The sequence below is a fragment of the Nocardia sp. NPDC049190 genome, from assembly GCF_040648115.1.
Lineage (GTDB): Bacteria > Actinomycetota > Actinomycetes > Mycobacteriales > Mycobacteriaceae > Nocardia.
In genome coordinates this window covers 178496-193063 of the sequence record NZ_JBEZDE010000008.1, presented here as the reverse complement: position 1 = coordinate 193063, position 14568 = coordinate 178496, and the positions used below count along the sequence as shown (strand labels likewise).

15 protein-coding genes are annotated in these 14568 nt (G+C 66.4%); 12 read left to right on the top strand and 3 right to left on the bottom strand.

Going from position 1 to position 14568, the window contains the following annotated elements; all coding sequences use genetic code 11:
* Positions 1-263: 263 nt before the first annotated feature.
* The 6 genes from AB0B25_RS10240 (at position 264) to AB0B25_RS10215 (ending at position 5048) form a co-directional block, all read left to right on the top strand.
* The gene (locus AB0B25_RS10240; protein ID WP_357176909.1) at positions 264-995 is read left to right on the top strand and encodes a hypothetical protein; all 732 of its coding nucleotides are present in this window, start codon (positions 264-266) and stop codon (positions 993-995) included.
* Complete coding sequence (locus AB0B25_RS10235) at positions 992-1405, top strand: roadblock/LC7 domain-containing protein (protein WP_011207200.1); 414 nt, start codon at positions 992-994, stop codon at positions 1403-1405. The genes AB0B25_RS10240 and AB0B25_RS10235 overlap by 4 nt, the downstream gene beginning before the upstream one ends.
* Before the next feature lie 7 nt (positions 1406-1412).
* Positions 1413-1787, top strand: coding sequence for a DUF742 domain-containing protein (locus tag AB0B25_RS10230; RefSeq protein WP_357176908.1), 375 nt, complete (start codon positions 1413-1415; stop codon positions 1785-1787).
* A complete protein-coding gene (locus AB0B25_RS10225; RefSeq protein WP_357176907.1) occupies positions 1768-2370 on the top strand; it encodes an ATP/GTP-binding protein in 603 nt (200 codons plus the stop codon). The genes AB0B25_RS10230 and AB0B25_RS10225 overlap by 20 nt, the downstream gene beginning before the upstream one ends.
* Positions 2371-2428: 58 nt before the next feature.
* A complete protein-coding gene (locus AB0B25_RS10220; RefSeq protein WP_357176925.1) occupies positions 2429-4063 on the top strand; it encodes a carboxyl transferase domain-containing protein in 1635 nt (544 codons plus the stop codon).
* Between the two features lie 127 nt (positions 4064-4190).
* Complete coding sequence (locus AB0B25_RS10215) at positions 4191-5048, top strand: aldo/keto reductase (RefSeq protein WP_357176906.1); 858 nt, start codon at positions 4191-4193, stop codon at positions 5046-5048.
* A gap of 23 nt (positions 5049-5071) precedes the next feature.
* Here the strand turns inward: AB0B25_RS10215 and AB0B25_RS10210 are convergent, their stop codons facing one another.
* Positions 5072-6175 carry an NAD(P)-binding domain-containing protein gene (locus AB0B25_RS10210; RefSeq protein WP_357176905.1) on the bottom strand — a complete coding sequence of 368 codons (1104 nt, stop codon included), beginning with the start codon at positions 6173-6175 and terminating at the stop codon, positions 5072-5074.
* A gap of 89 nt (positions 6176-6264) precedes the next feature.
* Between AB0B25_RS10210 and AB0B25_RS10205 the strand changes: the two genes are divergently transcribed.
* From AB0B25_RS10205 to AB0B25_RS10180, 6 genes are all read left to right on the top strand, one after another.
* Entirely contained in the window at positions 6265-6993 is a 729-nt protein-coding gene (locus AB0B25_RS10205) for an enoyl-CoA hydratase (RefSeq protein ID WP_357176904.1), read from the top strand.
* Positions 6993-8135 (top strand): MBL fold metallo-hydrolase, encoded by a 1143-nt coding sequence (locus AB0B25_RS10200; protein ID WP_357176903.1) that lies wholly within the window; start codon positions 6993-6995, stop codon positions 8133-8135. The genes AB0B25_RS10205 and AB0B25_RS10200 overlap by 1 nt, the downstream gene beginning before the upstream one ends.
* 40 nt (positions 8136-8175) lie before the next feature.
* Positions 8176-8382, top strand: a complete 207-nt coding sequence (locus AB0B25_RS10195) for an antitoxin (RefSeq protein ID WP_357176902.1) — start codon at positions 8176-8178, stop codon at positions 8380-8382.
* Between the two features lie 47 nt (positions 8383-8429).
* The gene (locus tag AB0B25_RS10190) at positions 8430-10799 is read left to right on the top strand and encodes an ATP-dependent DNA ligase (RefSeq protein ID WP_357176901.1); all 2370 of its coding nucleotides are present in this window, start codon (positions 8430-8432) and stop codon (positions 10797-10799) included.
* A gap of 43 nt (positions 10800-10842) precedes the next feature.
* Positions 10843-11019: an antitoxin gene (locus AB0B25_RS10185; RefSeq protein ID WP_357176900.1), complete on the top strand. Its 177-nt coding sequence runs from the start codon at positions 10843-10845 to the stop codon at positions 11017-11019.
* A gap of 389 nt (positions 11020-11408) precedes the next feature.
* Positions 11409-12671, top strand: a complete 1263-nt coding sequence (locus AB0B25_RS10180; protein WP_357176899.1) for a lipase family protein — start codon at positions 11409-11411, stop codon at positions 12669-12671.
* Positions 12672-12770: 99 nt separating this feature from the next.
* Here the strand turns inward: AB0B25_RS10180 and AB0B25_RS10175 are convergent, their stop codons facing one another.
* Positions 12771-13424, bottom strand: a complete 654-nt coding sequence (locus tag AB0B25_RS10175) for an ammonium transporter (protein WP_357176898.1) — start codon at positions 13422-13424, stop codon at positions 12771-12773.
* Between the two features lie 370 nt (positions 13425-13794).
* On the bottom strand, positions 13795-14532 hold the full coding sequence (locus AB0B25_RS10170) for an energy-coupling factor transporter transmembrane protein EcfT (RefSeq protein ID WP_357176897.1): 738 nt from the start codon (positions 14530-14532) through the stop codon (positions 13795-13797).
* Between the last annotated feature and the right edge of the window lie 36 nt (positions 14533-14568).

Genomic DNA, 14568 nt, shown 5'->3' with positions numbered 1-14568 from the left:
CGCCGCAGCGTGATTCGGCTCCTTCTGGTTTGCCGCAGCGGGAATCGAACTCGGGTTCGTTGCCTGCTGTTCATGGTTTGCCGCAGCGTGATTCGGCCTCTTCTGGTTTGCCGCAGCGGGAGCCGAACTCGGGTTCGTTGCCTGCTGTTCATGGTTTGCCGCAGCGTGATTCGGCTCCTTCTGGTTTGCCGCAGCGGGAATCGAACTCGGGTTCGTTGCCTGCTGTTCATGGTTTGCCGCAGCGTGATTCGGCTCCTTCTGGTTTGCCGCAGCGGGAGCCGAACTCGGGTTCGTTGCCGGCCGCGTATGGTTTGCCGCAGCGCGAGCCGGCCGCGAATGGTTTGCATCGGCGCGATCCGGCCGACAGTGGTCTGCCGCAGCGGCCGTCCACGGCGGCGAGCCTGCCGCAGCGCGAGGCCGCGCCGACCGGTCTGCCGCAGCGGCGGCCGGGCGCCCAGGTGCCGCAACGAGAGGTGGTGCCGCCAGGAGTCGGTCTGCCGCAACGCGATCGCCACGCTGCGAACGCGAGTGGTGAGCAGTCCGCGGTCGCGCAGGGACGTGATCCAGGCAAGCACAGCTTCCGGTCCAACCCGGCGAAGACGGCATCGTTCTTCCAGACCAGGCTGCAGCCCGCGGCCGAGTCGGAGTCGTCGATGGGTACGCCGATTTTCGCGGAGATGATGTCGGCGTGGCTTTCCGATCCCAACGCCGACCGGTCCCAGGCAGCCGCGTCATTCGATTCGCCGGGTGACGAAGGCTGGCAGGCGGCGCGCCGCGCGAGCGAGGTACAGCCCGAACGAAAGACGGCGGCGGGGTTGCCGCAACGCAATCCGGGCGGAAGGCTTGTCCCGGGCGCCGTCAACGGTGCGGTGGAGCGAGCTCCGCACCGCGACCCAGAAACGATCAGGTCCAGCTTGAGTCGTCACCAGCAGGGCGTCCGGGATGGCCGCGCAATGAGAGCAATGAACCTAACCGGAGATAAAGGAGACCGATGAACCCCGATCTAGGTGGTACGAATCGTCAGCTGGATTGGCTGGTTTCGAATTTTGCCAACGAGGTTCCTGGCGTAGCCCATGCTGTCCTGGTTTCGGCTGACGGCCTACTCATGGCCGCCAGCGCCCAACTGCCCGTCGACCGCGCCGAACAGCTCTCGGCTGTCACGGCCGGTCTGGCCAGCCTGTCAGTCGGCGTTTCGAACCTGTTCGAGGGCGGCACCGTGCTGCAGTCAGTCGTCGAGATGGAGCACGGCTACCTGCTGCTCATGGCAGTCGGCGACGGCTCCTATCTCGCGGTGCTGACCAACACGTCGTGTGACATCGGTCAGGTCGGCTACGAGATGGCTCTGTTGGTCGAGCGTGTTGGTCAGACTGTTCAGGCCACGCCACGCGTCACGATGGGTTCCTGATGGTGGGATGGACATAGAAGATCACCGCATGGGGAGCGTTGAGCCGAGCCTGGTACGCCCATACTCATTGACCGCAGGCCGTACCAGGCCGGCAGTGGAGTTGGCGTTGGAGGCGCTGGTCGCATCGCATCCGGTCGCCCTGGAGCGGCAGTTCGAGCTGACCAACATCGAGACATCAATTGTGGAGTTGTGCAGAGAATCGCCGTCCGTTGCCGAGGTAGCAGCCCGACTGGGTATACCCATCGGGGTGGCCCGTGTGCTCGTGGCCGACCTGATCGAGGCCGGGCACGTACGCGTGTCGGCAACTTTGAAAGACGATTCCAGCGACGATGAACGTCGCGAGCTGATCGAAAGGGTTCTCAGTGGACTCCGGCGTATTTAATTCGACGGCGCAAATCGATACCCGTACCAGCAAGCCGACCTCAGCGAAGATCGTGGTCGCGGGTGGCTTCGGTGTCGGCAAGACCACGTTGGTCGGTGCCGTCTCGGAGATCGTTCCGCTGCGCACCGAGGCATTGGTGACCAATGCCAGCACTGGTATCGATAATCTGACCGGTATTCCGATGAAGTCGACCACGACCGTGGCGATGGACTTCGGCCGCATCAGTCTCGCCGATGATCTGGTGTTGTATCTGTTCGGAACGCCGGGCCAGTACCGATTTTGGTTCATGTGGGACGACTTGATCCGCGGCGCCATCGGTGCCGTGGTGCTGGTCGACACCCGCAGGCTGGAGGACAGCTTCGCGGCGGTCGACTATTTCGAGGCGCGCGGCTTACCTTTCTTGGTGGCGCTGAACGAATTCGATGACGCACCGCGGTATCCGATCGAGGACATCCGGCAGGCGCTGGCCGTTCCTGCCGATGTACCGATCATGTCCATCGATGCCCGTCGTCGTGATCCGGCCAAGCAGGCGCTGGTCGCGCTCACCGAGTACGCGCTGCGCAAGGTGATGCAAGGCTACTGAGTTCGCGCGCGGCATCCCGAGCGCACCGGGTTCGTCCGGATAGGCTCGCCCGGTGCGTATGTCGGCGCGGGAGCTGCTCGAGCAACTGCTCGATGCGGAGTCGTTCATCAGTTGGGACCGGCCGCCGGTGGCCCTGGCCGCGACTCCGCAGTATCGCGATGCGCTGCGGAAGGCGTCGACCGCGGCGGGAACCGATGAATCGGTGCTCACCGGGGAGGGCCGGCTGCGTGGTCGCCGGGTAGCCGTCATCGCCTGCGAGTTCGGTTTTCTGGCGGGTTCGATCGGGGTTGCCGCTGCGGAGCGGATCGTCCAGGCGGTCGAACGTGCCACCGAACTCGGTCTGCCACTGGTTGCCTCGCCGACCTCAGGCGGTACCCGGATGCAGGAGGGCACTGTCGCCTTCGTGCAGATGGTGAAGATCGCCGGTGCGGTTGCCGAACACAAATCCTCCGGTCATCCCTATCTCGTCTACCTGCGTAACCCCACCATGGGTGGCGTTTTCGCCTCATGGGGGTCGCTGGGGCACATCACTTTCGCCGAGCCCGGCGCACTCATCGGCTTTCTCGGTCCCCGCGTCTACGAGGCTTTGTACGGCAAACCATTTCCCGAAGGCGTGCAGACCGCGGAGAATCTCTACCGCCGTGGCGTGATCGACGGTGTCCTCGCGGTCTCGGTCTTTCGTCGAATCGCTCATCGTGCGTTGAGCGTGTTCAGCGGCGTCCAGCTGTCGGATTCCGTTGCGGCTCGGCGTGATACCGCGTCGGGTCGTGAGTCGATCGCGCCGGAATCGCGCCGCGGGTGGTCGCGAGACGCCGGATCGCCCATGTCCGACGTGCATGTCGCACCCGGCGACTATCTGAATGTCGGTGTGTCAGAACTGGATCAATCAGAGGGCGTCTCGATGCGACCGAAGTCCGAGGCGGTGTGGCAGTCGGTTCTGGCCTCGCGGCGCCCGGAGCGTCCTGGCATCCGTGAACTGTTACGTCGTGTGACGCACCGGGTTCCACTCAGTGGGACCGGGCAGGGCGAGTCGGATCGTACGGTGGTGCACGCACTCGGGCGTTTCCATGGGCAGCCATGCGTGGTATTCGGTCACGATCGGCGGGGACAGCACGGGGAGAACACAATGGGTCCCGCCGCGTTGCGCGAAGCGCGGCGCAGTATGGCGCTCGCACAGGAGCTGCGACTGCCCTTGGTGCTGGTGATCGACACGGTGGGCGCGGCATTGTCCAAGGAGGCGGAGGAGCATGGCCTCGCGCCCGAAATCGCGCGCTGCATAGCGGATCTGGTGACCTTGGATACTCCGACCATCTCGGTACTGCTCGGCCAGGGTTCCGGTGGTGGCGCGCTGGCATTGCTGCCCGCCGACCGGGTGCTCGCCGCGACGCACGGCTGGCTTGCTCCGCTACCGCCGGAGGGTGCGAGCGCCCTGGTGTTCCGTAACACCGCGCATGCCGCGGAACTCGCCGCGGCGCAACATATCAGCGCACCCGATCTGCTCGCCGACGGCGTGGTCGACCGTATCGTGCCCGAGTTCGACGACGCGGCCGACGAGCCCGTGGACTTCGCTCGCCGGATGGTAGCCGCGATCGCGAGTGAACTGGCGGACCTGCGCACCCGATCGGAACCGGAGTTGCTCGCGGCGCGGAAGGCACGCTACCGCAGGCTGGGGATGCCCGATATGGCGGGTTGACCGAGGTGGCCGGAGGTCTCGGGCGGCTTGCGTATTGCCACGGTAACTCCGAAGGATCAGCAAACTATAAGACAACACGCCCGAGGGCGTGATTGACGGTTCGCCGCCACACTTCTACCGTCGGAATGTGACCTTCAAAAGCGAGACCAGCGCCGTTCCGTCGATTGTGCTGAACGACGGGAACGTAATCCCGCAGCTCGGCTTCGGGGTGTTCCAGGTGCCTGCCGAGGATGTCTTCCAGACCGTCACCACCGCGCTGGAGATGGGCTACCGCAGCATCGACACTGCCGCGATCTACGGGAATGAAGAGGGCACCGGTCGTGCGATCCGCGAGTTCGGCCTGCCGCGTGACGAGATCTACGTCACGACCAAACTGTGGAACTCCGATCAGGGCTACGACTCCACGCTGCGCGCCTTCGACGCCAGCCTCGACCGGCTCGGCCTGGACTACCTCGACCTCTACCTCATTCACTGGCCGGTGGCCGTCGCGGATCGGTTCGTCGACAGCTTCCGCGCCTTCCAGGTGCTGAAGTCGCAGGGGCGGATCAAGTCGATCGGCGTCTCCAACTTCACCATTGCGGCCCTGCAGCGGATCATCACCGAGACCGGTGAGATCCCGGCGGTGAACCAGATCGAGCTGCACCCCCGATTTGCCCAGGAAGAACTGCGCGAGTTCCATGCGGCGAATGCGATCGCGACCGAGGCGTGGAGTCCACTCGGGCAAGGCACGGTGCTCGATGACAACGCTGTGGCCGCTGTGGCCGCCGCGGTCGAGCGCACTCCGGCGCAGGTCATCATCCGCTGGCACCTGCAGTTGGGGAACATCGTCATCCCGAAGTCGGTCACGGCGTCGCGGATCGCGGAGAACTTCGATGTGTTCGGCTTCGAACTCACTCCGGAGCAGATGGCGGCGATCAGTGCGCTGGACAGTGGCGCGCGTATCGGCCCCGACCCGGCGACCTTCACGGCGGGCTTGGTGAACTGACCGACGGACCACCGATCGGCCCGTCAGCGCAAACCGAGCTGGTCGGTGAGTTCTGCTGCCGCCGCGCGCCCCGCACGATTGGCGCCGATGGTGCTCGCCGAGGGCCCGTAGCCGATCAGATGGATTCGAGGATCGGCGGCTACCTGGGTGGCGAGCCGTCCGGTCATGGTGATCCCGCCGCCGGGACCCCGCAGCCGCAGCGGCGCCAGATGGTCGAGTGCGCTGCGGAACCCGGTCGCCCAGACGATCACCTCGGCTCGCTGGAACGAATTGTCTGCCCAGCGCACCCCGCCGGGCTCGATGCGCTCGAACATCGGCAGCCGCTCGAGCGCACCGCGCGCCTCGGCCGCCCGCAGCCGGTCGTCGAGCCGCAGGCCGGTGACCGACACCACCGAGCCGGGTGGCAGTCCGCGTCGCACCCGATCTTCGACCAGCGCGACGGCGGTTCGCCCAACATCCTCGGTGAAGGTGGTATCGCGGAAGCGCGGCGGCGTCCTTGTCACCCAGGTGGTCGTGGTGACCTGAGAGATCTCATCGAGCAGTTGCACTGCCGAGACGCCGCCGCCGACCACGACGACGTGCTTGCCCGCGAACTCCTCGGCGGTGCGGTACTGGCGAGTGTGCAGCTGGCGGCCGGCGAAAGTCTCCGCGCCCGGATAGTGCGGAATGAATGGATGTTCCCAGGTACCGGTGCAGTTGATCAGGCCGCGCACCCGAATGGTGCCCGCCGTGTCGGTTTCGGCGTTGAGCACCGGACCACGCTGGGTCGGGCTGCCGTCCTCGGTGCGGTCGCAGACCACGGTGACCGACACCTGTCTGTGTACCCGTAGGTCGAACCGCTTCTCGTACAGCTCGTAGTAGTGCGGAACCGCGATCGCGGCCGGTGCGGTCTGCGAATCGGGCGGCAACGTTTCGGCGAATGACATGCCAGGCAGGTCGTGCACTCGATTGACCGTGTCCAAGGTCAGCGAGGGCCAACGGAACTGCCAGGCCCCGCCGGGGCCAGGGGCATGATCCACGATGAGAAAGTCATGCTCGCGACGCAGTCCGAGGCGCTGGAGGTGGTAACCGGCCGACAGCCCCGCCTGACCTGCGCCGATCACCAGGATGTCGAAGTCTGTCGGCACAGCCGGTGATCGTATCGCCCGGCATAGAATGGGCGCTCGGCTGTGGCAGAGTGAAGAGACCAGATGGACTGTTCAGTTGGGGAGGTTGCATGCTCGGCGTAAGCCGCGATGGTGATGTGGTCACCATCGAACTTCAGCGGGAGGAGCGTCGCAATGCCCTCAATGTCGAACTCGTGACGCTGTTGCGTGCAGCCGTCCTGGCCGCCGTCGCAGACCAGGCGCGGGTCATCGTGTTGACCGGACGCGGCCCGATCTTCAGTGCGGGCGCCGATCTCTCCGGCGTGTACTCCGACGAGTTCGTCTCGGGGTTGGTGGCGATGCTCGACACCATCGAATCCGCGCCGGTCCCGGTGATCGCGGCGATCAACGGTGGCGCCATCGGTGCGGGTGTGCAGCTGGCGCTCGCCTCGGATCTGCGGGTGCTCGCGCCGGAGGGATACATCGCGATCCCGGCCGCCAAACTCGGCATCACGGTGGACCGCTGGACCATGCGCAAACTTGTCTCGCTGATCGGTGGCGGACCGGCCAGGACCATGCTGTTCGGCGCCGAGCAGGTGCAAGCGGTCGACGCCTACGCCTTCGGGTTCGCCAACCGGCTCGGCACCCTCGCCGATGCGCAGGTCTGGGCGAAGCAGATTGCCGCGCTGGCACCGCTGTCGCTGCGGCACATGAAACTGGTGCTCAACGACGACGGCGCGCGTGACCCGGAGAGCTCCCGGCAGCGTGCGGCCCTGGAGGCGGCGTGGATGAGCGAGGATGCCAGGGAAGGGCGCCTGGCCAGACAACAGAAGCGTACGGCCGAGTTCAGGGGGCGATGATGGGCATTCGACGTATGGCCGGAGTAGCCGCGGGCGCGCTCGGTATCACCTGGGTGGTTCGGGCGATATGGGGCATTCCGTCGGCGATGGGTGCTTCGATCTCAGCGATTCAGCCGTATGCGGCGGGCGCGACGACCTACCGCAACCGCCAGTTCCACAACTCCGAACCCAGCAGCCAGTTGGCCGCTGGCTCGGCGCCGTCACTACTGTTCTCGGCCCTGACCCGGCGCAATGTGGGCAAGCCATCGGGGCCGGTTCCGCTGCAGACCCCACAAGCGCCACCAGAGGCGGCCGATCTTGCCGTCACCTGGTACGGCCACGCCACCACGCTGGTCGAGGTCGACGGGTATCGGATTCTCACCGACCCGGTGTGGAGCGAACGGGTTTCGCCATCGGCGATGGTCGGGCCGGCACGGCTGCACCCGGTGCCGCAACCGCTGTCCGAATTGCCTGTGGTGGACGTGGTGCTCATCTCGCACGACCATTATGACCACTTGGACAAGGAGACGGTCCGAGAACTGGTGCGGCGCCAGAGCGCTCCGTTTCTCGTGCCGATCGGCATCGGTGCGCATTTGCGGCACTGGGGCGTCCCGGAGAATCGGATCGTCGAATTGGACTGGGGCGGTTCGGTGTCGCTCGCCGCTCTGGGGCGAGATCGGGACGGCGCCGATTTGACGATCACCTGTACCGAGGCTCGGCACTTCTCCGGGCGTGGTCTGCTCCGCAATACCACCTTGTGGGCGTCGTGGTCGATCGTCGGCCCGTCGCGGCGGGCCTATTTCGGCGGTGATACCGGATATACCAAAGCCTTCGGCGCGGCGGGCACGGCGCTCGGTCCGTTCGATCTGACGCTGCTGCCGATCGGCGCCTACGACGAGCGTTGGCCGGATGTGCACATGAACCCGGAGGAGGCGGTCCGGGCGCACGCCGACCTGTGTGGCGGCGATCCCGGCCACGGTCTGCTCGTGCCTATCCATTGGGCGACGTTCAATCTCGCTTTCCATGGTTGGTCCGAGCCGGTACAGCGGATGGTGGCGGCCGCGCGTGCCGCTGGTACCTCCGTCGCGGTGCCGATGCCGGGGCAGCGTGTGGATCCGGGGGACGTTCCGCCAGGGGATGGCTGGTGGGACAATATCGGCTGAATCACTCCGGTTAGTTGGGCTACAGGAAGGAACGACGGCGATGAGTCTCGCGGACAGTCTGAAGGGCCTGCTCGACAAGGGGAAGGAAGCGGCGGCCAAGAACGCCGACAAGATCAACGACGCGGTCGACAAGGCCGGTGACTTCATCGACCAGAAGACGCACGGCAAGTACTCGGACAAGATCGAGAAAGGCAAGGAGGCCGCCAAGAAGGTGGTCCCGCCCGACCAGCCCGGGCCGCAAGCCTGAGGTCGTGGCGGGGGCCGAATGCCGGTCCCCGCCTCTACACTGCGGCTATGGTGTCGCGCCGGATGTTCGGTGGTGTCGAGGTTGAGTTGAGCAACCTCGACAAGGTGCTGTATCCGGCGACCGGCACCACCAAAGGCGAAGTCATCGCCTACTATTCGGCGATCGCGCCCGCCATGCTCGCGCACATCGCTGGGCGGCCGGTCACCAGGAAACGCTGGCCGAATGGCGTCGACGAGCCGTCGTTCTTCGAGAAGAATCTCGCGTCGCACGCGCCGTCTTGGCTGGAGCGGCACGCGCTGCAGCATTCCGACCGCAAGGTCGTCTACCCGGTGATCGATTCCGAAGCCGGGCTCGCCTGGCTCGGCCAGCAGGCATCCTTGGAAGTCCATGTGCCGCAATGGCGCTTCGACGGAGATCGAGTGGGTCCGGCAACCCGGCTGGTCTTCGATCTCGATCCCGGCCCCGGAGCCGGGCTCGCCGAATGCGCCAGGGTGGCGCTGGCGGTGCGCGACATGGTCGAGGGGATCGGCCTGCCCGCGTTTCCGGTCACCAGCGGTAGCAAGGGAATTCACCTGTACGTCCCGCTGGATCGGGAGCTGAGCCCTGGTGGCGCGTCTACGGTGGCCAAGCAGGTGGCCGCGAATCTCGAGAAGTTGCACCCGGATCTGGTCACCGCGACGATGGCGAAATCGGCGCGCGGCGGAAAGGTCTTTCTGGACTGGAGTCAGAACAACCCGGCCAAGACCACTATAGCGCCCTACTCGCTGCGCGGACGTCAGCAGCCCAACGTCGCGGCGCCGCGGACCTGGAAAGAGATCGAGGCCCGGAAGGCACTGCGGCACTTGCGTTTCGATGAGGTCCTCGCCAGATACCGGTCGGATGGCGACTTGCTCGTCGGGCTGGATCCGCCGTTCGCGGCCGATAACTCCGCGACCGCGGAGTCCGGACCGGACGCGCTGACGAAATACCGGTCGATGCGTGATCCAGCGCGCACACCGGAGCCGGTTCCCGTCGAACGACCCGAACCGGGGACCGACAACCGGTACGTCGTGCAGGAACATCACGCGCGGCGGCTGCACTGGGACGTGCGGTTGGAGCGCGACGGAGTACTGGTGTCCTGGGCGGTTCCGAAAGGCCCGCCGACTTCGTCGGACCAGAATCGGCTCGCCGTGCGCACCGAGGACCATCCGCTGGAGTACCTCGATTTCCACGGCGCCATTCCGAAGGGGGAGTACGGCGCTGGCGAGATGACGATCTGGGATTCCGGCACCTACGACACCGAGAAGTGGCGCGACGACGAGGTGATCGTCGATTTCCACGGCAGGCGGCTCAACGGGCGGTACGCGTTGATCCAGACCAAGGGCAACCAGTGGCTGATGCACCTGATGCGGGAGCGGCAAGGCATGCCGGCGGACAACACGGACATCACGGACAACACGGACATCACGGTCGCCGACGTCGAGCCCTCCGGGGGCCACGTCATCCGCCCGTCGAGCGGAGCCCCGCCGTTTCCGCGCGGCCTCGCGCCGATGCTGGCGACCCCGGGTGATGTCGCGGAACTCGACGCCGACGAGTGGTGTTTCGAGACGAAGTGGGACGGATTCCGCCTCATCGCCGAGATCGACTCCGGCGCTCTCACGGTGCGCAGCCGAGCGGGGAACGTGGTGACCGATCGCTACCCGGGGATGCGGGAAATCGCCAGGGAACTGGACGGACACCGTGTGGTGCTGGACGGCGAGGCCGTGGTTTTCGATGATCACGGTGTCGCCAATCTCGGGCTGCTGCAGGCCGGCGCGGCGCGGGCGGTCTTCGTCGCCTTCGACGTGCTGTATCTGGATGGCACCTCGCTGGTCCGCAAAAGGTATTCCGACCGCCGCCGGGTGCTGGAGGCGCTGGCGGCGAACGCGCCGTCCCTGCTGGTGCCGCCGCGATTGGACGGTTCGGGCGCCGACGCGGTGCGCTACAGCCGTGCGAAGCGGCTCGAGGGCGTGGTCGCGAAACGCAAAGACTCGGTGTATCTGCCGGGTAAGCGCGGGCATTCGTGGGTGAAGCAGCGCAACTGGCGCACCCAAGAGGTGCTGATCGGCGGGTGGCGGCGCAGCGCGGTCAGGAACTTCAAATCGCTCCTGGTCGGCATTCCGCACGACGGTCGGCTGTACTACGTGGGACGGGTCGGGACCGGATTCGCCGAGCATGACCTGCGGGATCTGGCCGCGCGGCTGAGCGGACTGGAACGCAAGACCTGCCCGTTCGACAACGGCCTCACCGCCGAGGAGCGCAAGGAAGCGGTATGGGTGAGGCCGAAACTCGGTGGCACGGTGCGGTTCATGAACTGGACCGAAGCCGGGCGCCTGTGGCACCCGGCATGGCTCGGGTCTCGGACCGAGCGCTTTCCGCCGAGCGGTGACGCTGGGTAGGGTCGGTCCGCGGTGGTACCAGCGCGAGACCGAGGAGTGCACGGTGGATTTCAAGAATCTGGCCGACAAGGCGATGGATTTGGCCCAGAAGAACGCGGACAAACTCGACGTCGTCATCGACAAGGCCGGGGACCTGATCGACGAGAAGACCAAGAACAAGTACGCCAGTCAGGTCGACTCCGCCCAGGAAGCGGCCAAGAAGGCGCTGCGCACGGAGTGAGGCCGAACGGGGCGCGGCGTTCGCCGAAATCCGGCCGGACCGCCGCGCGCCGCTCCCGCGTCAGTTGCCCGCGAGTAGCGGGGTGAGGGTCCGGCCTCGGTGGCAACTCGGGAACCAGCTCGAAGGCGGGTGTCGCGTTGCTACGCCTCGTCGTTGCGCTCTCGTCGCGAGCGGGCGGAGCCGCACTGCGATCAGAGTGCGCTAGGGGCATTTTCGTACCACTGCGGCCAGCGCCAGGGACAGCCGCGGCGGTGGACCTGACCGGTGGATGACCGTTGCCGCAGCGGTGACCCGACAGTACGGTTGATGACCAGCAGGCCTGGAGTGACTCGGTGTGGACGATACCCGGCGCACTTTCGATCGCGCCTCGTCGGATTGGGGAGGCCCTGATGGGCAGGATCGATGGATCGTCCGCCCGCAGGCAGGCGAGGACCCGGGATGTGCGCGTACTGATCTGGCCCACCGTGCTCGCGGCGCTGCTGTTCGTCTCGATGCCGAGCACTGTCCCCGCGGCGTCCGCCGACATCCCGCGTCCGGACGTCGACGCGTTCTACGCGCCGCCCGCTGATCTCGCCGCGTATCCGAACGGCGCGGTCCTGGACTCGCGGCCGATCGCGGTGTTCGGTCTACCTCTTCCGATTTCGGCATGGCAGGTCGGTTATCGGACCACCGACGCGAGCGATAGTCCAGTGCTCGGCATCGCGACCGTCATGGTGCCGATGCTGCCGTGGTTCGGGCCGGGTACGCGGCCGCTGCTGTCGTATCAGGTCGCCGAGGACAGTCTCGGCACGCGGTGCGCACCCTCGTTCGCGCTACGCGGCGGATGGGCGACCGGTGCGGTCAACACCCTGATCGATACGCCGTTCATGGTGGAGGCGCTACGGCGCGGATGGGCCGTAGTGGCCAGTGACTACGAGGGGCCGCAGTCCCGGTTCCTGGCAGGGGACAACGCCGGCCGCGGTGTGCTGGACGGCATTCGAGCGGCTCGGGACTTCCCGGCGGCCGGGCTCGGCCCGGCGACCTCCATCGGCGCATGGGGTTATTCGGGTGGTGCGTTCGCCACGCTGTGGGCCGCGCAGATACAACCGTGGTACGCGCCCGACGTGCGCTTCGCCGGAATCACCTCGGGCGGTGTGCCCGCGGATTGGCTCGCCATCGCCCGTGGGGCGGACGGCACTGTGCAAGCGGGGCTTGCGATGTTGATCCTGTTCGCGATCGTCCGCAACAATCCCGAGAGCGGTGTCCCGTTGCTCAACGACCGTGGGCGGGCCGCGTTGGCCCGCGACGGCGCGGACTGCGGGTCCGATCTGGTGCCGAAGTACTTCGGTGCGCGGGTCGACGAGTTCGCCGCGGTCCCGGATCTTCTGTCGCACCCGGCCCTTCAGGCCGCGACCAAGGCGCAGGAACTCGGCAACAGCGCCCCGATCGTGCCGATGTACCTCTATCACAGCACGACCGACGACGTGATACCCGTCGCCGGGTTCACCGAGCTGGTCGCCCGATACTGCGCGCAGGGTGCGACCGTCACATCGGTGCATTCGGCACTGCCGAACCATAATCCGACGGCGATCGGCGAAGCGCCGCGGGCGATGAGGTATCTGGCGGATCGGTTCGCGGGGGTGCCGGTGCCGCCGGGGTGTTATTCGGGCTAGTCCGGGACGGCGCCCGGTGTCTCGATCGCGATGTGGGACATGAGCATGGCGTGCACCGAACCGGCGGTGATCAGAGGTGCGGCGGGTGCACGTGCCGCGTCAGTTCTTCGGGTGGCCGGTGTCGTCCATCCACTTGGTGGTTCCGGGCGGTGCGTTGAGGGTGTTGAAAAGGTCGATACCGGCGACGACCAGGGTGGGGCCGCCGACCGCGATCGTGCCGATGATCGCGCCGATGCCCGCACCCGCCAGCACGCTCGCGATGACGCCCGGTCCGGTGATGAGGAAGACCAGCCCGACCAGTCCACCGAGGACTGTGCCGATGAAACCGCCGACCGCGGTGGCGATGCCGAATTGCGATTGGAACGCGTTCATCGCCTGCTGGTTTTCGTAAGGTGACGCGACGGACGCGGCGACCGGACGCGCGTGCGCGACGTCCTTGACAACGGTGAGCTCCAGTACCCGGCCCGCGTCCCGCACGGCATACGGCAGCGGGAACTCGAGCCCGTCCTGCCGGAAGGCCAGCGGCAGCGTGACCGCGACGTTCCCGGCATCGTCCTTGACATCGACCGAGGTGCCGGCCACATCGAACCGACCCCCGGTCAGGGTCGTGATGATTCGGTCGCCGATCAACTCGGCTTGATACCCGATGTTCGACGCGGGCGCCGCGGGCGCTTCCGCATGGGCGGTGGCCGCGCTGACTGTCAGTGCGGCGACAAGCGGCACAACAGCCGCCGTGATTGTGCGGAGAATCATTCCGGTGTCCAATCTTCATCAGGTTTCAAGCACTAGAGAACGCGGCGCACGCCGAAATTCCTTCCCCCAATGGACGTGCGCATCCGTGATGTGATGTAGAAGACAACAACTCCGGTAGGTAACTGTACTGTGGCTAGAGGCGTTTAGACCTCGAATTGATGGGTAACCTTTCCTTCTTTATCGGGCCAGAGTCTGTTATAGCCATAAGCTATTCGAGTGGTCGGGGTCGCTGCCCATCGGCGGTCGCGCGGGTGCTGCGCGTGCCACCCGGACCGCCGACGTCGGGAAATCTCCCACACTGCAGGGGGATGGCGGCAGCCGACCGGAATTCAGTTGCGCGGTATGAACCGACAGCCCACTCTGCTCTTGTTCAGAGCAACAGTTGTAGGCCGATGGCGCCGAGGCAGAGGACGACGACCAGGACAAGGGCGACGGCGTCGCGGCGGCCGGGTGCGCTGGGATAGGCGGTGAGCTGTCCGGTGCCGCCGCGTGCGGTGATCGCTTCGCCGAGTTCGCCTGCGCGGCGGGTGGACACGGCCATGGCCGCGGTGAGGATGTCGATGAGCTGGTTGTCAGCGGCACGGACGAGCAGGTTGTCTTTGGGTCGGAGTCGGCGAGCGGCGCGCAGGATGCGAATTTCCTCCAGCAGCAGTGGAAGGCCACGCAAGGTCAGTGCGACGACGACAGCCCATTCGTCCACCGGCATCCGGAGTTTGCGCAACGGCGCGCCGAGTGTGGCCAGAGCGGGCGCGATGTCGCTCATCGGCGTGGTCCACGCGATGAGAAACGAGGCGGCCACCAGGATCAGGGCGAACACCACCACCTGTGCGTAACGCAGCACCGCCGCGCCACCGACCGGCACATTGATCAGGGCTCCGGCTGCCAGCAGCGCCCAGAACAACCACGGCAGCCGTGGCAGCGTTCCGAGCGGCAGCCGTGCGACCGCGCCGACCACAATCAAGAAGACGACCATCACCCCGAGCACCGGCCAGGAAGGCAGGAACATCAGCAGCAGACTGATCAGGAATGCCCCGATCATCTTGGTGCCGGCCCACAACCGGTGCACCGGACTGGCGACCGGAACCTGACGAAACAGCACAGTGCTCATCGGCGGGCTCGGAACTCACGCGGTGACCGAGTCGAC

Bases quoted from the DNA above. Each gene is read 5' to 3' on its own strand.
- AB0B25_RS10220 (WP_357176925.1), top strand. From the start codon at position 2,429: ATGTCGGCGCGGGAGCTGCTCGAGCAACTGCTCGATGCGGAGTCGTTC.
- AB0B25_RS10190 (WP_357176901.1), top strand. From the start codon at position 8,430: ATGGTGTCGCGCCGGATGTTCGGTGGTGTCGAGGTTGAGTTGAGCAAC.
- AB0B25_RS10200 (WP_357176903.1), top strand. From the start codon at position 6,993: ATGGGCATTCGACGTATGGCCGGAGTAGCCGCGGGCGCGCTCGGTATC.
- AB0B25_RS10180 (WP_357176899.1), top strand. From the start codon at position 11,409: ATGGGCAGGATCGATGGATCGTCCGCCCGCAGGCAGGCGAGGACCCGG.
- AB0B25_RS10195 (WP_357176902.1), top strand. From the start codon at position 8,176: ATGAGTCTCGCGGACAGTCTGAAGGGCCTGCTCGACAAGGGGAAGGAA.
- AB0B25_RS10205 (WP_357176904.1), top strand. From the start codon at position 6,265: ATGCTCGGCGTAAGCCGCGATGGTGATGTGGTCACCATCGAACTTCAG.
- AB0B25_RS10235 (WP_011207200.1), top strand. From the start codon at position 992: ATGAACCCCGATCTAGGTGGTACGAATCGTCAGCTGGATTGGCTGGTT.
- AB0B25_RS10230 (WP_357176908.1), top strand. From the start codon at position 1,413: ATGGACATAGAAGATCACCGCATGGGGAGCGTTGAGCCGAGCCTGGTA.
- AB0B25_RS10175 (WP_357176898.1), bottom strand. From the start codon at position 13,424: ATGATTCTCCGCACAATCACGGCGGCTGTTGTGCCGCTTGTCGCCGCA.
- AB0B25_RS10170 (WP_357176897.1), bottom strand. From the start codon at position 14,532: ATGAGCACTGTGCTGTTTCGTCAGGTTCCGGTCGCCAGTCCGGTGCAC.